Genomic DNA, 20605 nt, shown 5'->3' with positions numbered 1-20605 from the left:
GTGACGCAGTGTCCGCATGGCTACCTCCTCGCTCGATCGAGGTGAGTAATTCTCATGACCATCGCACACCGGTCACCTGTACGCAACGAGACGTGATCACGACTTTCTGTCGATAAAGCGGGCCCGTAGGCCGGCCGGTGCGAGCCGACCGGCGAACCGCAGCCGGGTCGACGCGGCGTTCGACGACTCGACCGAGCCGCGCTGGGCCAGCCGGGAGACGGTGAGGGTGAGCTGGCGCATGGTCAACGCCGTACCGATACAGACCCGGGGCCCGGCGCCGAAGGGCAGGAACGCCGCCCCCGGTGCCGGCCGGCCCGCCGCCCACCGGCCGGGGTCGAACTCGTCAGGCCGCCGCCACCACCGTGGATCCCGGTGGATCAGGTACGCGCCGATCAGCACCTCGTCGCCGGGCCGCAACGTCCACGGACCCAACCCGGTGGCCGTACGGGCGGTCCGGGTCATCAGCCACGCCGGCGGATACAGCCGCAGCGCCTCGTTGACCACGGCCTCGGCCAGCGGTAACCGGGCCGCCGGCGGCGGGTCGCCGGACCCGGCCGGCCCGCCCGCCTCCGCCCGCAGCGCGGCGACAAGCTCCGGCCGGCTGGCGAGTTCCCAGGTCAGCGAGGTCAGCGCGGCAGCCGGCACGCCGTGTCCGCCGAGCAGGACCGGGCGCAGCGTCGACACGACCGCCCGGTCCGGCAGTGCCGGCCGGGCCGCCAGCAGCACGTCCAGCAGGTCCGGGGTGGACGTACCAGCCGAGGATGTACCAGTCGGGGCCGTCCCGGCCCGACGGCGTCGCACCACCGACAGCAGGGCGTCGGTGAACGCGCGGTGCGCGCGGAAGAACCGACGGTTGCGGCGCACCGGCAGCCAGGCCGCGAACCCGTACCTGGCGGTCTCGAACGGCGCGGTGGCGGCGACGCCCTCGGCGAGCAGCTCCGGGACCCCGGCGGCGTCGGCCCCGAAGCAGTAGTCGGCGATCGTCGCGGCGGCGTACCGTCGCATCAACGCCAGCACGTCGGTCTCCCGACCGGCGGCGGCGTCGAGGGCCGCGTCGAGGATCTCGACGGTACGCCCGTCGAAGGCGGCGCTGGCCTGTCGGTCGAGACCGGCCCATGCGGCCCGGCGGGCCGGCAGCCAGGCATCGGCCCGCTCGGCGGCCCGGTCGAGATCGGGGCGGGCGTCGAACGGGGCCAGCTCGGGCAGGAACGCGTTGCCCGGCCGGGTGAGCACGTCGTGGGCCAGCTCCGGATCGATCACGAATACGGTGCGGTCGTCGAAGGTGAACACGTCGCCGTACTCGCGGTGATTGCGCTCGATGAAGCCGATCCGGTCGGCCTCGTAGGCCGGGGTGTTGCCGGTGAGCCAGTGCCCGCGCGGCCCCGGTGGCCGGTCGCCCTGCTCCCACCGTGCCATGGCCGTCTCCTGCCCGCGCACGCGACCACTTCCTGAACCGGCCTCGTGCTGATCTCGTCAGGCGAATGTCCACCGTGATCGTTTCACGGCAATGGCGCCGAACACAACGCATCGCACACGGCTCAGACGTCCCGTCGGAGGAAGACCGTCGCCGCCACCGTGCCGATGACCCCGATCCAGCCGAGCAGGACGATCAGCCCGGTCACCAGATCCGGCACGGCGACCGCAGCAGTGTCCGACGCTCCGGCCAGCAGCCGACCGGCCCGCTCCGGCAGGACACCGGCGACGCCGGTGAACCCGGCCAGCACCGGGCAGACCACGAACACCAGCCCGAGCGTCACGGCCAACCCTGGTAGGACTCCGCGCAGCACGACCGCGACGGCGTGGCCGAGCAGTCCGACCAGGACCAGATAGCCGACCGCGCCGACCGACACCTGCACAGCGGCCCACCCGACCGGCCGCACGGCGGCACCGGCGATCCAACCGGTCGTCAGGCCGGCGCCCAGCGCCGCCGTGGCGGTGAGCGCCGAGACGACCAGGTACGCCGCCGCCCGACCGGCGAGCACCGCCCGCCGGTCCGGGCAGGCGACCAGGGTGGTCCGCAGCAGGCCGCCGGCGTACTCGGCCGCGCCGCCGAGGACCCCGATGATGATCGGGCCCGCCTGCAGGAAGGGAACCGCCCGGCAGGCCAGGGCCACGGCGTCGACATCCGCTGGCCCGCCCTCGCCGGTCGACCGGGCCGTGGCGACCGTGGCGGCGACGACGGCGACCGCCGTGCCGACCGTACCGCCGAGGGTGGCGACGACACCCGGCAGCGTCCGCAGCTTGACCAGCTCGGCCGCGACGACGTCGCCGAAACCGCCGGTCACACGTCGCGCCGATGGAGTACCCCGGCGGCGACGGCGAGCAGCCCGAACGTCCAGCCGGCCATCACCAGCCCGCCGGCCAGTGGGGCGAGCGCGTCGCCGAAAGCGACGTGTTCGCGGGCGAACAGCCGGATGCCGGCGAGATCCGGCAGGTAGCGGGCCAGCGGGGTGACGTACGACAGCAGCAGTGACAGCGACACCAGCGAGTTGTTGACGATGAGCACGGTCATCGGCACGATCCCGTTGCGGGTCACGACGGTGACCGCCAGTGCGGTGAGCGCGGTCAGCGCCCAGTAGACGGCCGCGCCGACCGCCCGGACCACGGTGTCCGCCGTCGCGGTGGCGCCGGCGACGGTGGCGGCACCGGCGTTGGCGCCCGCCCCGCCGACGACAGCATGGGCCAGGGCCAGCGACGCGGGCACCGCCACCCCGGCCGTCACGGCGACCAGCCCCACCGCGACCAAAGCCTTCGCCGCCAGCACCGGCAGCCGCCGGGGCGCGGCGGTCAGCGTCGTGGTGATCTGCCGGCCACCGCCGCTGTCGCTGCTGTTGGCGGTGTACTCGCTGCCGACCACGACGACGCCGATGACGACCGCGCCGACGGTGCCGAGTGGCACAGCGGCGAAGAACGCCTCCGGCGCGGACGTGTACGCGACCAGTTCGGGACGGCCGGACGCCAACGCGCCGCGTACCGTGACCGAGTTGACCAGGGTGATCGCGACCGATCCGATGACCGCGACGGCCATCGCGACGGCGGTCGCCGGCAGGGTGACGGCCTTGCGCCATTCGGCGGCGACCGTGTCGAACGCCGTCACCGGGCGCCGGGCCGGGCGTCGCTGCCGGTGAGGGCGAAGAACGCCGCCTCGGCAGTGCCGTGTCCGGCGACGACCTCGGCCAGCGGGCCGGCCGCGACGGTCCGGCCGTCGGCGACGACCACCAGGTCGTCGGCGATGCCGGCGAGTTCGCCGATCAGGTGACTGGACAACAGCACCGTCCCGCCGGCGTCGGCGTGGGCCCGCAACAGCCGCCGGACCCACCGGACGCCGTCCGGGTCGAGTCCGTTGACCGGTTCGTCCAGCACCAGCGCCGCCGGCTCACCGAGCAGCGCGGCGGCGAGCCCGAGTCGGCGGCCCATCCCGAGGGAGAACCGGCCCGCCCGCTGCCGGGCGGCCTCGGCCAGCCCGACCTGGTCGAGGACCTCGTCGACCCGGCGTCGGGGGATCCCGTTGCTGCGCGCCAACCAGGTCAGATGGCTGCGGGCGGTACGGGACCGGTGCGCGCCGGAGCCGTCGAGCATCGCACCGACCGTGTGCAGCGGCCGGCGCAGCTCTCGGTACGGCCGTCCGGCGACCAGGGCCCGGCCGGCGTCGGCGCGGTCCAGACCGAGCAGGATCCGCAGTACGGAGGACTTCCCGGCCCCGTTGGGGCCGACGAATCCGGTCACCCGACCGGGCACCGCCTCGAAGCTGACGCCCCGCAGCACCTGTCGGGCACCTCGCCGTTTGACGACGTCGTCGATGAGCAGCATGCCTGCCATCCCACCGCCGATCCGTCGCCGTGTCGTCGGGCCGGGGACGGGACCTGCGGACCGGTCCTGCGACCGTGGTCGTGCGACCACGGTCCGATTGTCGGCCCGACCCGGCGGACCTAGACTCGGGCCGGTGGACAGCAGTGGGCGTCCGACCTGGCGTTCCCGGGTGTGGCTGGTCGCCGCCGCGCTGGCCGCCGTCCTTGTCACGCTGGCCCTCGTGACCGGTGCCGAAGGGCCGGCGGCGCTGGTCGTTCCGGCCCTCGCGATCGTCTCGGCGTTCGTCGTGCTGGCCTGGGCCTTGGTCCGCAGCCGCCGGCAGCGCCGCCGCTACGAGGAGCGGCTGACCGCCTGGGCCGCCGAGCGGGCCGGTCAGACCGAACGCCTGCGGATCGCCCGTGACCTGCACGACCTCGTCTCACACGGGCTGGGCCTGGTCACGGTGCGGGCGGCGGCCGCCAACCGGGTGGCCGGCGTGGGCGGTGACGCGGAACGTGCAGCCGCACTCGCCGACATCGAGCGGGTGGCCCGCGAGACGACCACCGAACTGCGACGGCTGCTCACCGTCCTGCGTACCTCGGGTGACGGGCCGGCACCGGTGCTGCCGGCGGCGTCGCTGGGCGACCTGCCGGAGATCGTCGACGCGGCCCGGGACAGCGGGCTGCCCGCCGCGCTCGACCTGGCGGAGCTGGGCACGGTCTCGCCCGGGGTGCAGCTGGCGGTGTGCGCGGTGGTCCGGGAAGGACTCCACAACACCGCCCGGCACGCCGGGCCGACCGACGTCCGGGTCAGGGTGCACCGCGACGGGGACGCGGTGGTCGCCAGCGTCCGTGACGGCGGACCCGTTGCCGGATGGTGCCCGCAGCCCGGTGCCGGCCACGGGCTGACCGGGCTACGCGAGCGGGTGGACGCCCTCGGCGGGTCGCTGCACGCCGGTCCGGTCGGTCCCGGGTTCCACCTGGTGGCGCGGCTACCCGAGCCTGGGGCGGCGGGGTGACGTCGCGACCGGTGCGGGTCCTGGTCGCCGACGATCAACCGTTGCTGCGGCACAGCCTCGCCATCGTGATCGACAGCGTCGACGACCTGGTGGTGGTCGGTTCGGCCGCCACCGGCGCGGACGCGGTGACCCTCGCACGGCAGCTGCGCCCGGACGTCGTCCTGATGGACATCCGGATGCCCGGCGGGGACGGCATCGCCGCCACCCGCGCGATCACCGGCGACGGCACGCTGCCCGACGTGCGGGTGGTGGTGCTCACCATGTTCGAACTCGACGAGTACGTGTACGGAGCGTTGCGTGCCGGCGCGAGCGGATTCCTGCTCAAGGATACCCACCCGGACCGGCTGCTCGACGCCGTCCGGCGGATCCACGCGGGGGAGTCGTTGTTCGCTCCCAGCGTCCTGGCCCGGATCGTGGAGCACTACGTGGACCGTGCCGACCGGCGCGCCGCGCGTTGCGCGCCCACCCTCGACGGGCTCACCGACCGGGAGAAACAGGTGCTGGTCCAGGTCGCCGGGGGGTTGTCCAATGACGACATCGCGCAGGTACTGACCATTTCGGTGAAGACCGTCAAGACCCACATCGGCAACCTGCTGACCAAGCTGGCCGCCCGGGACCGGGCACAGCTGGTGATCGCGGCGTACGAGAGCGGCCTGGTCCACCCGCGACCCGCCGGCCGGCGGTCCTCCTGAACAGGCTGTCCGGCGCCAGCCGGTCGATGGGTGGGCAGTGGCCACCCGAACGACGGCGCAACCTTGACCGGTCACCGGACCGGCCTGTGGTCCGTACCCTGCGAACCTGACGATTCTGTTGGTATGACGAGGAGGGTCCGATGGATTCGGCGATGTCACGCGACGTCGACCGGCGGCGGTGCGGAACCGGCTGCGGCCGGCGGCCGGGGTGGGCGGTGATCAGCCAACCCCGGCCGTCCGGACCGGACGTCCTCAGTGGTGGTGCAGCGGTCGGGTGACCGCGGCGAAGGCGTCGACGATGCCGTGGCCGTAGAAGCCGTTGAAGCTGGTGCCGCCGTCGCAGTAGGCGTCCCATTCGGGGGACCGGCCCTCGTTGGCGTAGGACACCAGGCGCGGCTCGGGGCAGGCCGTGTCGGCGGCGGTCCGGTACAGGTGCCGTTCCACCTTGTCCGGGTCCAGGGTCAACCCGCCCCGGTGGCCGTCGCGCTTGCCGTACCGGCTGACGATCAGCGCCGCCACCCCGGAGACGTGCGGCGACGCCATCGAGGTGCCCTGCAGGTACGTGTAGTAGCCGCAGGTCCCGGCCGACGTGCACTCCTTGAACACGTACGACTCGGCGTCCGGCACGATGTTGCCGTCGGCGTCGACCGCGCCCTCCTCCTGCAGTACGTGCAGCGGGTACGACGACAGGATGGTGTTGTCGTAGGTCCGGTGGGTCGGGGTGCCGTACCCGTCGCGGAACCAGCCGCCGGGCGCGGCGACCGAGATCTCCTCGGTGCCGTAGTTGGAGTAGTCCGCCTTGGCCTTCGACGGGCCGAGCGCCGACACCCCGATCACGTGTGCACCTTCGACCGGCAGGTCCCAGCAGGTGTCGTTGTCGATGGTGCGCAGCCGGGGGGTCCCGCCGTAGTTGGGGCTGGACGAGTCCGGGCGGGGGTCGCCCAGGTCCTCGTGGTTGTTGCCGAGCGAGCCGACCAGCGTGACGCCCCGCTTGTGCGCGTACCGCAGCGCCCGGTTGACCGCCTCGATGGTGGCCCGCTGCGACGCCTGCTCCTCGGCGGAGTCGGCCGGGTTGTCCAGACAGTTGTACAGCCACGGGTCGATGTAGAACGACATGTTGACCACATCGATGCCGGCGTCACCGGCGTAGACCAGGGCGTTGACCACCGAGTCGAGGAAGAAGTAGCCGGAGTCCTGGCCACCCTTGAGCGCCACCAGGGTGACGTTGGGGGCGACGCCGGACAGGCCGAAGCGGTTGGCGGCGGCGCCGATGGTGCCGGCGACGTGGGTGCCGTGGCCGCTGTCGTCGCGGTCGACCGGGTCCAGGCAGGACTCCACCTCGCACGTCCCGTCGATGTCGGGGATGTCGGGGGCGAAGTTGCGCGACAGCGAGTAGCTGAAGTTGGGCCTGATGTCCGGGTGCTGCCCGTCGACCCCGGTGTCCAGGATGCCGACGGTGACCCGCCGGTCGCCCGGCTCGACCCGGCGTGACTTGTCCGCCCGCATCATCGGCAGGCCCCAGAGCTTGTCGTCGAGCGGGTCCATCCGGGTGCCGCGTCGCCCGGCCGCCCCGGCGGATGTCGCGCCGGCGATGTGGTGCTCCTGCTCCACCGCGTCGAAGCGCTGGCGTGGCGCGTACCCGATGGCCCGCTTCTCCGCGGCGCCGAGCAGCGCGGGAGCGGCGGCGACCTTGGCAGCGAACTCGGCGTCGTCGGTGACGACCTGGTACATGCCCACGTCGACGGTGCTGCCGGTGACGGTCCCGCCGGCGGCCTCGATGGCCGCTGTCGCCTCGGCGGTGCCGGTGCCGGCCTCGGCGACCACCGTGTACTCGGTGACGTCGCCCGAGGCGCCGGGGGCGGCGGCGGCCGGTCCGGCCGGTACGGCGCCCAGCAGGGCCAGGGTCGTCGCGGTAGCGACGGCACCGGCGGTGAAGCGTCTGCTCACCACATCATCCCTTCGTAGAATGTGCACGGACGAACCGTGATCGGCACCACCGGGGGGCGGTGGCGCTGGGGGGTAATCTACCGCCGCCTCCGGCGCAGAAGGATCCACTGCGGTCTGCGATTCGCCGTTCAGTGCGTCTTGCCGAGCCGCCAGTAGCCGGTGAAGCTGATCCTGCGCTTCGGAACACCAGATTCGACCAGGTGGCGGCGGGCCCCGGCGGGCAGGGCCTGCTCGCCGGCGAAGTAGGCGGACACCGTGGTCGGGCTGTCGGTCGTCCAGGCCTGCACCGCGGCGAGCGCGAGGCTGCCCGGCCGGGCCTCGGCCGGGCGGGGCAACCAGCGGACCTCGAACCCGGTGGGCGCGTCGACCGGCTGGGTGTCGGCGGGGTCGGGGATCTCGACCACGGCCAAACCGGTGGCGTCGCGCGGCAGGTCCCGCAGGATGCCGACGATCGCCGGCAGCGCGGTCTCGTCGCCGGCCAGCAGGTGGAACGTGGTGTCGGGGGCGAATTCGTAGCCGCGGCCCTGGTCGAGCAGGGCGACGGTGTCACCGGCCTTGGTGCGTTGCACCCACCGGCTGGCGACCCCCTCGTCGCCGTGCACGACGAAGTCGATGTCGAGTTCGCGGGCCTGCGGCCGGAACGCGCGGACCGTGTAGTTGCGCAGGTGTGGGCGGGTCGCCGACGGGATCCGCAGGTACTTCAGGTAGCCGATGGTGTCGGCCCGGTTGGGCAGGTCGAAGGTGGTCTCGCCGTGTTCCTGCGGCAGGAAGAGCCGGAACCAGTGGTCGAATCCGTGGTCGGGCAGGCGCTGCAACTGGTCGCCGCCGAGGGTTACCCGGATGAAGTTCGGGCTGATCCGTTCGGTGCCGACGACGTTCACCACACACAGCGTGGTGTGCTTCTTGGCGTCCTTGAAGCTCATCGCTCTCCATAAGGTCGCGCGGGAGCACGCCCGGCCGAGCGACAGCGGCCGGTGCGGCTGGCGTGGCCACGGACTCCCGGTGTGGTCAGGTTTGCCTAACCTTAGTTGGTGGTGCCGGTGTCCGGAAGGCCGACCCGCAGCGAGCGTCGGGGCACCGCGTTCCGCCGGGTGGCGAACTGCGGGCCGCCCACCCGCCGGGTGGACGGCCCGCAGCGCGCCGAAGCGCGTCCGGTCACTGGGTGAGCTCGGCGACCTCCTCGGCGGTCAACCGGCCCCGCGACGGTGTCGCCGCCGTGGACCGGGCGGCGGCGGTGGACGCGGTCGGCGACGGGCCGACCGCCGGTGGGTCGGCCGGCCGCCGCCAGTGCCAGTCGGTGACCGCCTGGTACGCGGCGACCACCGACAGCGGACGGTCCTCGGCGTACGGCTGCCCGCCGAGGATGGTGCCGATCGGTACCCCGCCGCCGGAGAAGCCGATCGGGAACGCGATCTCCGGCAGCCCGACGATGTCGAACGGCACCGGGCTGGTCTGCACCACCACGTCGCAGCTACTGAAGATCTGGTCCAGAATCCGGTCCAGCAGCAGCAGCTTGGCGCGCTGGCCGGTGACCCACCCGTTGGCGCCCAGCAAGGCACCCTGCAGCCAACTGGTCACCGACACCCCGAAGCCACGCAGGTCACTGCGCAGGTACGGCATGAACGGCTCGCTGCGTTCCGGCAGCCGTACGTTGTTGAACGCGCTTCCGGTGAGCAGGCTCCACTCGTCCGGGAACGGCACCTCGACCAGCTCGCACTCCGGTATGGCGGACATTTCGGCGAGGAACGCCCGGCGGGCCGCCGCCGTCTCCGAGCCGCCGTCGGCATAGCCGGGCAGCACCCCGATCCGGGTCTTCCAGCGCATCCGCAGGTTGTCGCCGTCGTAGCGGGGCGTTGCCGCGTTGATCAGGTTCGGCACCGGCGGCAGGCCCTGGCTGCGCGGGTCGGCCGGGTCCGGGCCGGCCATCGCCATCAGCATGATCGCCGCGTCCTTGGCGTCGCGGGCGAGCGGGCCGGGGTGGTCGCGGGTGTAGGTGAGGGGGACGATCCCGGCCAGCGACACCCGGCCCATCGTCGGTTTGATGCCGGTGAGGTTCTGGGCGTTGGACGGCGAGGTGATCGAGCCGCCGGTCTGAGTGCCGATCCCCGAGCTGGCCAGCCGGCCGGCGACGGCGGTGGCGGTGCCGGTCGACGATCCGCCCGGGTTGGTCGACGGGTTCGTCGGCGTCCAGGCGTTGACGGTGGTGACCTGACCGTTGGGCAGGGTCGCCCGGGTGGTGGCCAGCGGACCCATCTGGGTCTTGCCCAGCACGATGCCGCCCTGCACGACCAGCTTGGTGACCGAGGTGGCGTCGTACGGTGGGACGAAGTCCTGGAACAGGTACGAGTTCGCGGTGGTCGGCACGCCCTCGGTGAAGTAGTTGTCCTTGATGGCCAGCGGGATGCCGTGCAGCGGCCCCCGGTACGGCCGGTTGGCCCACTGCCGGGCGGCCTTGACCGCCGCCTCCGCGAGCACCACGTTGAACGCCTGGTACGTCGACTCGTACGCGGTGATCCGGTCCAGGTAGGCCTGCACCAGCTCGACCGGCACGATCTTGTTGTGCCGGATCATCCAGGCGGCTTCCGAGATGGTCCATTCGGTCGGATCGGACATAGCCGACTCGCGCGGTTTGTTGTACGCGGCTCCCCGGTCCAGATCCGGGTTGAATGTGACGGCCGGGGCGCTGGTGTCGCTCGGCGCGGCCGAGGCGAGCCCGGCCAGGCCGGGCAGCGCCACGGTGCCGACAGCGGCGGTGGCTGCCAGCGCGGCGGTGCGGGCCAGGAACGCGCGGCGGTCGAGGAGCCGGTCGAGCGGCAGTTGTACGCCTGTCGAAGCGTCTGTCATGGCGTCCTCTGTTGTCATCGGATTCCTTCCGTGGATACTCCGGCCTTCAGGCCGGGGAGGAAACGGAACTCCTGCGGAGCAGGGCAGGGAAAGCCGATCCGCCGCCAGGGCGGATCGGCGTCCACCCCACACGCGACCCCACGGCTCACGACCGAATCGTTAGACTGTGGACTGTGTCGCGGACCGTGAAGCGGGCGTTCAGGTACCGCTTCCACCCCACCCCCGGGCAGGCCGCCGAGCTCGCCCGGACGTTCGGTTGTGTCCGGCTGGTCTACAACATGGCGCTGGCCGCCCGCAGCGAGGCGTGGACCCTGCGTCGGGAACGGGTCACCTACAACGCCACGTCGGCGATGCTGACCGCGTGGAAGAAGACCGACGAACTGGCGTTCCTCAACGACGTCTCCTGCGTCCCTCTGCAGCAGGCGCTGCGGCACCTGCAGACCGCGTTCACCAACTTCTGGGCCAAACGGGCCCGGTACCCGACGTTCAAGTCGAGGAAGCGGTCGCGGCGGTCGGCGGAGTACACCGCCAGCGCGTTCCGGTGGCGCGACGGCCGCCTCACCCTCGCCAAGATGACCGACCCGTTGGACATCGTCTGGTCCCGGCCACTCCCGCAGGGCGCGGCGCCGTCGACGGTGACGGTGACGCAGGACCCGGCGGGCCGCTGGTTCGTCTCCCTGCTCTGCGACGACCGGATCGAACCGGCCCCGGCCACCACCGCTGTGGTGGGGGTCGACGCCGGCCTCGACAGCCTGTTCACCCTGTCCACCGGGGAGAAGATCCCCAACCCGAGGCACGAACGCCGCGACCGCGATCGGCTGGCCCGGGCCCAGCGGAACCTCGCACGCAAGGCCAGAGGTTCGGCGAACCGGGCCAAGGCCCGGTTGGCGGTGGCCCGGGTTCATGCCCGGATCGCCGACCGCCGCCGCGACCACCTGCACAAGTTGACCACTCGGCTCGTTCGTGAAACCCAAACGATCGTGATCGAGGACCTGACCGTCCGCAACATGATGGCCAATCACCGTCTGGCCCGCGCCATCTCCGACGCGGGCTGGCGGCGGTTCCGCAGCATGCTGGGGTACAAAACGGACTGGTACGGCCGGGACCTGGTGGTCGTGGACCGCTGGTTCCCGTCGACCCGACTGTGCTCGGGCTGTGGCGCCCTGGCTGAACACCTGTCGTTGCAGGTGCGGTCGTGGACCTGCCGGTGCGGGCAGGCCCACGACCGGGACGTGAACGCGGCACGGAACATTCTCGCGGAGGGGCTCTCCGTGATTGCCTGTGGAGGCGGTGTAAGACCTCACCGGGAGTCCTCCTCTCGGACGGGGCGGTCGTCGGTGAAGCAGGAACCCCCTGGGGCGACCCAGGGAATCCCCGTCCCTTAGTGCGGGGAGGATTGTCAACGGGGCTTGCGCCATTCGGTGCTGATCGACGGGTAGAGGACCGGTGCGGGCTGCTGGGACAGTGCCATGGCGGTCGCCGGGTCGCCGGCGTCCGGGGTCGGCATCTGGTAGGCGGCGAGGGCCGGCACCGTACTGCGCATGAAGGACCGCAGCGAGGCGAGGACCGAGTCGCGGCCGGGAGAGCCGGTGACCGGGTCGGCGGTGGTGCCGGCCGGCAGTTGGTCGAGGTCGATGCCGAGCGAGGCGAGTTGGGCGACGATGAAGGTGTTCAACTCGTCGTCGGTCGGAGGGGTGGGGGCCATGGAACCTCCTGGCGGTGAAGCGGTGGCCACAATCTCCGGCCGGTTGATGTCGGCACCGTGACGCGGCTGTCACGTGATCATGAATCCGCGCAGCTCAGACCAGGTTGGCAGGTCATTCTGTCGGCAGTGGTACGGATTGCCAGCTGGTGCCGTCGACGGTGACCGAGCCGGGCGCGCCGGGCTGCCCGGCGGAGACCCACAGCCGTCCCGGCAGGGCGCCGAGCTCGCCGTACGGGCCGGCGGTGCCGGCGGTGAAGGTCGTGCCGTCGTCGTCGCTGGTCCACGTCGGCACCGTGTGCCGGCCGAGGCCACCCACCAGCAGCCGGCCGTCGTCGCCGACGGTGAGCGCGCTCTGGTCCAGCCTGGGCAGCGGTATGGCCAGGTCCTGCCAGCTGCGTGCGCCGTCGGTGGTACGCCACAGCACCGGTCGGGCGGCCGACGAGCCGGTCCCGCCCGCGTCGAACGGGTCGAACAGGACGAACGCCTGCCGGGCGTCGCGGGCCGCGAGGCCGGCGACCAGGGCGCCGGCCGGCCCGGCGGTGACCCGCCAGCTGGCGCCCCGGTCGGTGCTGACCGCGACCACGGTGCCCGGTCCGGTTCCGGCTTGTCCGGCGGTCCAGATCGCCCCGTCCGGGGCCACGTACACCCGCCCGCCGACCGTCGGCGGGTCGGCCAGCCGGTACACCGTGCCGTCGACCGGGTCGACCGCGACCGGCGGGCGCAGATCAGCGCAGCGGGTCAGGCAGTCCACCGGCTGCGCTCCGGGTGGGAACGCGGAGACGGTGCGGGCCGTGGCGGTGGCGTCCCGCCAGGTCCGGCCGGCGTCGGTGGACACGTGGTCGTTGACGCCGACACCGACCAGGAAGACGTCCGGGGTGAGGCTGAACGCCACCGCCCGGGACACCGGGTGGCCGTCCGCGTCATGCAGGCAGTCCGCCGTGGTGTCCGGTCCGTTCAACGGCAGCCACGTTGATCCGGCGTCGTCGCTGCGAGTGAACCGGAACCGGCAGTCCTCGCCGGGGCCGTCGACACCCACCACGGTCCGGTCGTCCCAGACGGTGATCCGCAGCGGGCCGGGTGGCGCGGGGCCGTCGGACCGGTGACGGCCCACCGTGGCGGCCAGGCCCGGGGCGACCAGCGCCACCAGCAGCAGGCCGAGCGCGGCGGCGACGATCATGGTCCGCCGTCGGCGTCGGGCCCGTGCCCGGAGCCGGTCCAGCGCCGGCTGGATCACCGCTTCGCTGATCCGCTCCCGGTCGAAGGTGGTCAGCCGCAGGTCAGGCATGGCTGCTCCGGGTGTAACTGGTCGACGTGTCGACGAGCAGACCGGCGAGGGCCGTCCGGCCTCGGGAGAGTCGCGACTTGACGGTGCCCTCGGTGACGCCGAGCGCGTCGGCGACCTCGGCGACCGGCAGGTCGGCCAGGTAGTGCAGGGCGATCGCGTGTCGTTGCCCGGCCGGCAGCTGGCGCAGCGCCCGCATCAGCGCGACGTGCTCGGCCGAGCTGTCGGCGATCAGCCGTTCGGTGTCGACCGGGGCTGCCAGCCGGGGTAGCAGCCGGGCGAGAACGGCTTGGCGTCGGTGCCGGCTGCGGGCGACGTTGACCGCCACCCGGCGTAGCCACGCCTCCGGGTTGTCCAGCTCGGCGAAGCGGTGCGGGGCGAGCAGGGCGCGGACGAACGCCTCCTGCACCGTCTCCTGTGCCTCGCCCAGGTCGCCGGTGACGGCGTACAGCTGCACGACGAGCCGCCGGTAGCTGCCGGCGTACACCTGGCCGACGACGTCGTCGGGGTGCGCCAGGCCGCCGCCGTCGGCGTCCGGCGGGGATTCTCCCATGCAGTGCCCGACTCCCCGGCGGTCCGGAAGGTTCCATCCGTCGGCCGGTGGGCGGCTCAGCCGGTGTCGCCGGTCGGGGTCGCCGGGGCCGGATGGCAGCCGGGCGGGTCCTCCGGCTGCGCCCGGCCACAGTAGAAGACCTCCTGCGGTTCCTGGTCGACCTGCGGCACGCTGGCCACATACATCAGCGACAGTCGCTTCTCCACCGGCTCGCCGGTGTCCGCCGAGAACCGGGTAGGCCCGGTCACCCCCGGGTACGCCGCTGCGGCGTTCTGCCGCAGCACCTCGGTGAAGACCGCGACCGGGCTGACCGCCCGCGCGTCCCACGGCCGGGAGCCGACGTTCAGCCGGGCGGCGAGCTGCTCCACCGCCGCGATCAGCATCATCGTCGCGTCGTAGGCCAGCGCCACGCGTTCGCCTACCGGCGGCCCGGAGCCGTCCACGCACCGCCGTTCGCCGAGCAGGTCGTCGCGCCGGATCAGGTCGAGGAACCGTCGGCGTGACTCGTCGGCGACCGCGTCGGTCACCAGCCGGGTGCACATCGCCAACGCGGCCTTCGACACGTACGTCACCGGCAGGTTGCCCGGCGCGTTCGCCCGCAGCTGGTGGTTGGCCAGGTACCGGTTGACCGAGTCGTCGGCCACCAGATGCAGCGGAGGATTGTTCCGGCAGCCCCGCAGCGCCTCCAGGAACTCGTCGAACTCCGAGTACCGGCCGGCGAAGAAGAGCAGACCGGGGTAGCCGCATTCGTGACCGAGCGAGTCGCCCACCCGGAAGGCCCGCGCGGTGGCCTGCTCGCCGAGCCGGTCGGTCAGGCCGGTGACCAGCGTGTTGACGTACAGGTCGTCGGCGAGTGGGCTGTTGTCGCCGGTGGTGTAGTAGATGTGCGCCTCGGACAGGCCGAGCTCCCGGGCGGCGTACGCCGACACCAGTTCGGCCTGGTCCGCGTTGGGCGGGACCATCTGCAGGTACAGCCGCGAGTTGCGGTGCAGCCCGTCGGCGGACAGCGTCGGCGCGACCGCCGGCAGCCCCACCTCGTTGAGTCGCCGCAGGGCCCGTGCCGTGGTGGTGCGGCTCTCCACCAGGCCGACCACGCCGACCACCGTCGGATCCCGGCGGGCCAGCCCGGCCAGCAGCTCCACCGTCCGCTCCGCGTGTCGCATCTGCTTGCCGCCGTTGGCCACCACGATGCGCAGCAGCGCCTGGCCGTCGGTGCTCGCCGACGCCTTCATCCGGGCATACTGGGCGACCGCCATCCCTTCCAGCTCTTCGCGTTCGGAGACGTAGGAGACCTCCCGGGGACCGGTCCGCTGGCCGGTCATGATGCCCAGATAGACCAGCGTCATCAGTGGGCGGCGGCGCTGGCTGCTCCGCCAGACCTGCATGACCTCCTCGTTCTGCCGGAAGATGCGCTCCTGCACCCCGCGTAACGCCTCCTGGCCCGGGTCGTGGTTGAACACGTACGCCAGGTTGTCGCTGTAGCCGATGCACTCCCCGTCGATCAGCCGCAGTGAGATCTCGCCCTGCCCCGGGCGCGGCAGGCAGCCCGGACCCCACCGCCCGGCGGCCCAGAACAGTCCACCGGCGAGCAGGGCCAGGACCACGGCGGCGGCGACGGTGCGCCGGGCCCACCACGGTGGCGCCGGCGGTGCCAGGTCGGCGGCGGTCGGGTGCCCGTACCGGTCGTCGGGGTCGGCGGTCGCCGCCAGCGGCAGGATCCATGCGTCGGCGCGGCGTAGCCGCCGCTGCTCCGGCAGGGCGTCGCGCCACTCGTCGAGTCCGATGTCCACCTCGGTCAGCCGGATCGGGGTCGCAGCGTCCGGTACCGGGGTGTAGCCCTCGGCCGCGGTGGCCAGGATCAGCAGGGGGTCCCACCGGCCGGTCTCGTTGCGGACATCGTTGACCAGCCGCAGCAGGGCGTGTCCGGCGTTGCCCGGGGCGACGTCGCGCAGCAGCAGCACCGGATAGGCGGTGCGCTGCCAGCCGTTCGGTGACCAGACACGGCGCAGATGTCCGGCGCGCAGGTCCTCCAGGAAGGCGTGCACGAGCAGTTTGCGCACCTGCTCGGGCTGTTCCCCGGTACGCAGGTCGGTGGTGAGTCGTTCGGCGAAGCCGATGAAGGTGCCGCTCTGTCGTGGCGCGAGGTATTGCTGGCGCATGAACCAGCGGTACCGGCCGCCGATCACCGGTAGGCGTCCGGACAACGCGGCCCGGAAGACCACGTCCGGGACCGCCCGCAGGACCAGCCAGAGCAGCAGCCGGTACGCGGTGGCGAACATGGTCTCGGCGTCCGAGGCGCCGCTCAGGTTCTCGGCGGCCGGCCGGCGGCGCCAGTCGCGGAGCATCTGGGTGAGCCGGGCCCGGCGTTCGGTGACCTCGACGTCGGCCAACCGCTGGTCCATCAGCCAGCGGGCCAGCGGATAGTGGCGGAAGGTGAACGGCTCACCGCCGAACGCGTCGAGGGCGAGCTGGTGGTGCATCGCGTCGAGCAGCGGGCGGATTCCTGCTCCGTCGGGGAACTCGGCGGCGTCGACGTCGACATGCGGCACTCGGCGGTGGGCCGGCCGGCGTAGCCGGCGCAGCAGCCCGGCATGCACCTCGGACCCGGCGGCGCCAACGGCCACAACGACCGGCAGGTCGTGCTCGCCGCGCCGGGGCCGGCGCAGTAGTCGGCCGACGAGGGTCAGCAATTCGGCCACGCCCCGGGAGGCGAGCCGGTCACGTGCCCGGTTCGCACCGGCCTCCATGGTCACCTCGGCACTCCGATCCTGCGGTCGAGCGGACGGTCCATCCAGTGTCGGTCAGGCTGCCACCTGCTGGCTTGCGGACCGGACGATTAGGGCAGAATGCCCGGCGGTCTGACGGGAATCCGTCAGGTCCGTCGGCAAGGTAGGGATGATGATCCGCTGTCCCGAGCCGCGCCGGTAGGAAGATGAATGCGGATAAGACCGGCGTGGATGATTAAAGTGGATCTTTGACTGTCCCGGGCGGACATCATCCGGAAACCTTCGTCAGTACTATCACTGACATGTCACGTCGAGAACGGCTCGCGGACCCGACGGCCGCCCAGGAGATGGGCGGGGCTGCGGACGGGGTGCGGTCGGGGACGCAGGATCCCGGGTCGGTAATGGACTCCGCCGCCGCGCCGCCGCGTCGCCGTCGCCGCGGGCTACGGATCGTTCTGACGGTGCTCGTGGTCCTGACGCTGCTCGGTGGCGGTGGACTGCTCGCCGGTGGGTTCTACCTGCGGTCGATCGAGTCCGGGATCGAGCGGGTGGAGGCGTTCGTGGACGTGCCGGAGGAGTTCCGGCCGGAAAAGGTGACCACCGCCACGAACATCCTCATCCTCGGCAGCGATACCCGGGACCCGCAGAGCACGTCGGGCTCCCGCAGTGACACGATCATCCTGGCGCACATCGCGGCCGACCGGCAGAGCGCCCAGCTGATCTCCATTCCCCGGGACACCTGGGTCTTCGTGCCGGAAAACCAGGAAGGAACATACGGCGGACGGGAAGCGAAGATCAACGCCGCGTATGCCTGGGGTGGTATCCCGCTGATGGTGCAGACCGTCGAGGAGTTCACCGGAGTACGGGTGGACAACGTCGCCCTGGTGGACTTCGCCGGATTCCGGGAGATCGTCGACGCGCTCGGCGGGGTCGAGATCGACGTCGAGGAGGCGTTCACCTCCAACCATTCCCTCAACCCTGACAACCGACGGTCGTTCGCCGCCGGCCCGCAGACGATGGACGGCGCGGCGGCCCTCGACTACGCCCGCGAGCGGTACGCCTTCGCCGATGGCGACTTCGCCCGGATCCGCCACCAGCAGCAGGTCATCAAGGCCATCCTGGAGAAGGCGGCCTCCGGTGGGGTGCTGTCCAGCCCGGCCACGCTGAACTCGTTCATCCGGGCCACGGCCGATGCGGTGGCGGTCGACGAGACGTTGTCCCTGCTCGACTTCGGCATGGACCTGCGACACCTGCGCGGCGACGACCTCACCTTCGTCACCAGCCCGACCGAGGGCACCGGTCGGGTCGGTGACGAGAGCGTGGTGTTCGCCGACACCGAGGCGGCCGACTCCTTCTACGACGCGGTCCGTCGCGACGCGGTCGACGAGATCCTCGCCGCTGCGCGGTGACCTCCGGCGCCGACCACCAGCCCCGCTCCACCGAACCGGGAAGGCATGGCCAAGTCGTGGAAGCCCCGTTGCTGCCGCTGGTGCCCCGGCCACGGCCGGACGAGGGGCCGGACCCGTCGACTGGCGCCACCGCGGTCCTGCCGTACGCCGGTTCGCGGGCGTCGAGCCGCACCCGGCCGCTCCGGGCCTGGATGATCGCCGCCCCGGTGGACCTCGCCGCGTTGCTCGCTCCGCTGCTGATCTCCGACCGTTACTGGCGGGGCACCCTGTTCATGGCGGCGTTGACCATCGCCGTCTTCGCGTTCAGCGGGCTCTACCGGGCCAGACGCCATGTCAGCTTCCTCGACGAACTGCCGACCCTGTGTGGACGCCTGCTCACCGCGTCCGGCACCGTCGCGATCATCGCCGGGTTGCGGCACGACTCGGTGGAGTACGTGGCCGACCTGATGCGAGGGATCGCCGTTTCGGCCGTACTGCTGATCATCGGACGCTCGGTCACCCGGGCGGTGGTGGTCTTCGCCCGCCGCCGCCGCTGGGTCGAACACAACGCCCTGATCCTGGGCAGCGGTCCGGTCGCAGCCGAGCTGGCCCGGCTGATGCGCCGCTACCCCAGCTACGGCCTACGGTTCGCCGGCTGCGTGGACTCGGCCGCCCGGCAGACCGACGGTGCGTCGTTGCCGCTGGTCGGGACCTTCGACGACCTCGGCCGGCTGATCGACATGGTCGAGTGCGACGTGCTCATCATCGCCGATCCGGACTGCCCCGAAGCCGGGCTGATGGATCTGCTGCGCCGACCCGAGTGCGCCAGCCAGGACCTCTGGGCGGTGGCCAGACTGTGGGGGTCGGGATCGTACGGGCGGCAACCCGACCACATCGGCGCGATCCCGCTGGTCCACGTGCGGCACATCGCCCTGTCCGGTCCGCGCTGGATGGTGAAGCGGGCCTCCGACGTGGCACTCGCCTCGGTGGCGCTGGTCCTGCTCAGCCCGGTGCTGGCGCTGTGCGCACTGGCGACCTTCATCGACGGCGGCCGGGGGATCTTCTTCCGGCAGGAGCGCATCGGCCAGCACGGCCGGACCTTCAACGTGATCAAGTTCCGGTCGCTGCGCCCCGAGACCGACCAGGAGGCCCGGACCACCTGGTCGATCGCCGATGACCGCCGGGTCAGCCTGATCGGACGGTTCATGCGACGTACGTCGCTCGACGAGCTGCCGCAGCTGTGGAACATTCTGCGCGGCGACATGACCGTGGTCGGTCCCCGGCCGGAACGTCCGTACTTCGTGGCGAAGTTCTCCGCCGAGCTGCCCGGCTACGCCTCGCGCCACCGGGTCCCGGTGGGACTCACCGGGCTGGCTCAGGTCAGCGGCCTGCGGGGGGACACGCCGATCTCCGACCGGGCCCGGTTCGACAACTTCTACATCGAGCACTGGTCGCTGTGGCTGGACATCAAGGTGGTGCTGCGTACCGTCGCCGAGGTGCTCCGTGGCCGCGGGCGCTGATCCAGCCGACCGGCACACCGACGCAGACGAGGGGAGCTCACGGAGTTGACGACACCACTTGCCGGCCGTTCGGTCGCACTCGTCCATGAGTGGTTCGGCGACACCGGCGGGTCGGAGCAGGTGTTCCGGCGGATCGCCGACCTCGTCCCGCACGCCCAACGGTTCGTGCTCTGGTCCGACCCCGGGGTGACCGACCAGGGCCTGCGGGAATCCTGGCTGGCCCGGACACCGCTGCGCCGCAGCAAGACCCTCGCCCTGCCGCTGATGCCGCTGGTGTGGCGGACCCTGAGTCGGGAGCACTTCGACGTGGTCCTGTCGTCCAGCCACGCCTTCGCGCACACCGTACGGCTCGGTGCGCCGGGGCGGACCCGGCATCTGAGCTACGTCCACTCGCCGGCCCGCTACGTGTGGAGCCCCGACTACGACGGCCGCGGCTCCGGCCGGCTGCTCGCCCTGCCCCGGCGGGCCCTGCAGACGGTGGACGTGCGGCTCAGCCGGCACGTCGCCAGCTACGCCGCGAACTCCCGTGAGGTGCGGGACAGAATCCGGCGGTTCTGGCACCGCGACGCGGTGGTCATCCATCCGCCGGTCGACGTCGACTTCTTCGCCACCGCCCAGCCGGACGACCCCGTCGCGCAACGCGACTACCTGCTCGGGGTGGGGCGCTGGATCCCGTACAAGAACTTCGATCTGATCATCTCGATCGCCGCGGCCGCCCGGATGCCGGTGGTCGTCGCCGGCTCCGGGCCCCAGGAGGCCAATCTGCGCCGGCACGCCGACCGGGTTGGTGCCGAGGTGACCTTCGAGGTACGTCCGGACCGGGCCCGGCTGCGGCAGCTCTACCGGGGTGCCCGGGCGCTGCTCTTCCCGGTGCACGAGGACTTCGGCATCATTCCGGTCGAGGCCCAGGCCTGCGGTACGCCGGTCCTCGGGCTGCGCCGTGGCGGGCTGCTGGAGACCGTCGTCGACGGTGCGACCGGACACCTTGTCGACTCGACCCGGGCCGATGACTACGTCCCGCTGCTGCGTCGGCTCGACCAGCTCGACGCCGCCGGCATCCAGGCACACGCCAAGTCGTTCGCCGCGGCCGAGTTCGCCGCGAAACTCGCCGACTGGATCGAAGCCGAGTGTCGGTGACGGC

At 72.2% G+C, this 20605-nt stretch carries 18 protein-coding genes; 7 read left to right on the top strand and 11 right to left on the bottom strand.

Going from position 1 to position 20605, the window contains the following annotated elements; translation table 11 throughout:
- Positions 1-96: 96 nt before the first annotated feature.
- The 4 genes from ACN27J_RS05775 to ACN27J_RS05760 form a co-directional block, all read right to left on the bottom strand.
- Positions 97-1416: a cytochrome P450 gene (locus ACN27J_RS05775; protein WP_421364269.1), complete on the bottom strand. Its 1320-nt coding sequence runs from the start codon at positions 1414-1416 to the stop codon at positions 97-99.
- Between the two features lie 122 nt (positions 1417-1538).
- Positions 1539-2285, bottom strand: a complete 747-nt coding sequence (locus tag ACN27J_RS05770) for a hypothetical protein (RefSeq protein WP_421364267.1) — start codon at positions 2283-2285, stop codon at positions 1539-1541.
- The gene (locus tag ACN27J_RS05765) at positions 2282-3097 is read right to left on the bottom strand and encodes a hypothetical protein (protein WP_421364265.1); all 816 of its coding nucleotides are present in this window, start codon (positions 3095-3097) and stop codon (positions 2282-2284) included. Before ACN27J_RS05765 ends, ACN27J_RS05770 begins: the two co-directional genes overlap by 4 nt.
- Positions 3094-3810, bottom strand: coding sequence for an ABC transporter ATP-binding protein (locus tag ACN27J_RS05760; protein WP_278166953.1), 717 nt, complete (start codon positions 3808-3810; stop codon positions 3094-3096). Before ACN27J_RS05760 ends, ACN27J_RS05765 begins: the two co-directional genes overlap by 4 nt.
- 133 nt (positions 3811-3943) lie before the next feature.
- Between ACN27J_RS05760 and ACN27J_RS05755 the strand changes: the two genes are divergently transcribed.
- Positions 3944-4807: a sensor histidine kinase gene (locus ACN27J_RS05755; protein ID WP_421364263.1), complete on the top strand. Its 864-nt coding sequence runs from the start codon at positions 3944-3946 to the stop codon at positions 4805-4807.
- Positions 4804-5499, top strand: coding sequence for a response regulator (locus tag ACN27J_RS05750; RefSeq protein ID WP_421364261.1), 696 nt, complete (start codon positions 4804-4806; stop codon positions 5497-5499). Before ACN27J_RS05755 ends, ACN27J_RS05750 begins: the two co-directional genes overlap by 4 nt.
- 252 nt (positions 5500-5751) lie before the next feature.
- Here ACN27J_RS05750 and ACN27J_RS05745 read toward each other — a convergent pair whose 3' ends face one another.
- Positions 5752-7446, bottom strand: a complete 1695-nt coding sequence (locus ACN27J_RS05745) for a S8 family serine peptidase (protein ID WP_421364259.1) — start codon at positions 7444-7446, stop codon at positions 5752-5754.
- 128 nt (positions 7447-7574) lie between these two features.
- The gene (locus ACN27J_RS05740; RefSeq protein WP_421364257.1) at positions 7575-8369 is read right to left on the bottom strand and encodes a siderophore-interacting protein; all 795 of its coding nucleotides are present in this window, start codon (positions 8367-8369) and stop codon (positions 7575-7577) included.
- Between the two features lie 117 nt (positions 8370-8486).
- On the opposite strand from ACN27J_RS05740, the gene ACN27J_RS05735 reads away from it, so the two are divergent.
- Positions 8487-8612 carry a hypothetical protein gene (locus ACN27J_RS05735; protein WP_421364255.1) on the top strand — a complete coding sequence of 42 codons (126 nt, stop codon included), beginning with the start codon at positions 8487-8489 and terminating at the stop codon, positions 8610-8612.
- On the opposite strand, the gene ACN27J_RS05730 is transcribed toward ACN27J_RS05735, so the two are convergent.
- On the bottom strand, positions 8602-10290 hold the full coding sequence (locus ACN27J_RS05730; protein WP_421364253.1) for an amidase: 1689 nt from the start codon (positions 10288-10290) through the stop codon (positions 8602-8604). The genes ACN27J_RS05735 and ACN27J_RS05730 overlap by 11 nt on opposite strands.
- Positions 10291-10463: 173 nt before the next feature.
- Between ACN27J_RS05730 and ACN27J_RS05725 the strand changes: the two genes are divergently transcribed.
- Positions 10464-11675, top strand: coding sequence for an RNA-guided endonuclease InsQ/TnpB family protein (locus tag ACN27J_RS05725; RefSeq protein WP_421364251.1), 1212 nt, complete (start codon positions 10464-10466; stop codon positions 11673-11675).
- A gap of 14 nt (positions 11676-11689) precedes the next feature.
- Here the strand turns inward: ACN27J_RS05725 and ACN27J_RS05720 are convergent, their stop codons facing one another.
- From ACN27J_RS05720 to ACN27J_RS05705, 4 genes are all read right to left on the bottom strand, one after another.
- A complete protein-coding gene (locus ACN27J_RS05720) occupies positions 11690-11995 on the bottom strand; it encodes a hypothetical protein (protein ID WP_278169395.1) in 306 nt (101 codons plus the stop codon).
- Between the two features lie 112 nt (positions 11996-12107).
- On the bottom strand, positions 12108-13280 hold the full coding sequence (locus tag ACN27J_RS05715; RefSeq protein WP_421364249.1) for a hypothetical protein: 1173 nt from the start codon (positions 13278-13280) through the stop codon (positions 12108-12110).
- On the bottom strand, positions 13273-13830 hold the full coding sequence (locus tag ACN27J_RS05710) for an RNA polymerase sigma factor (protein ID WP_421364247.1): 558 nt from the start codon (positions 13828-13830) through the stop codon (positions 13273-13275). The genes ACN27J_RS05715 and ACN27J_RS05710 overlap by 8 nt, the downstream gene beginning before the upstream one ends.
- Before the next feature lie 56 nt (positions 13831-13886).
- A complete protein-coding gene (locus tag ACN27J_RS05705; RefSeq protein WP_421372125.1) occupies positions 13887-16577 on the bottom strand; it encodes a hypothetical protein in 2691 nt (896 codons plus the stop codon).
- Between the two features lie 434 nt (positions 16578-17011).
- Between ACN27J_RS05705 and ACN27J_RS05700 the strand changes: the two genes are divergently transcribed.
- The 3 genes from ACN27J_RS05700 to ACN27J_RS05690 are packed head-to-tail and all read left to right on the top strand — an operon-like array spanning position 17012 to position 20601.
- Positions 17012-17965: an LCP family protein gene (locus ACN27J_RS05700; RefSeq protein ID WP_421372124.1), complete on the top strand. Its 954-nt coding sequence runs from the start codon at positions 17012-17014 to the stop codon at positions 17963-17965.
- Between the two features lie 56 nt (positions 17966-18021).
- Positions 18022-19464, top strand: coding sequence for a sugar transferase (locus ACN27J_RS05695; protein ID WP_421364245.1), 1443 nt, complete (start codon positions 18022-18024; stop codon positions 19462-19464).
- Between the two features lie 45 nt (positions 19465-19509).
- The gene (locus ACN27J_RS05690) at positions 19510-20601 is read left to right on the top strand and encodes a glycosyltransferase (protein ID WP_421364243.1); all 1092 of its coding nucleotides are present in this window, start codon (positions 19510-19512) and stop codon (positions 20599-20601) included.
- The last annotated feature ends 4 nt before the right edge of the window (positions 20602-20605 follow it).

Origin of the sequence: Solwaraspora sp. WMMB762, assembly GCF_049179115.1 — a bacterium.
Lineage (GTDB): Bacteria > Actinomycetota > Actinomycetes > Mycobacteriales > Micromonosporaceae > Micromonospora_E.
This window is presented reverse-complemented; position numbering and strand designations above follow the sequence as displayed.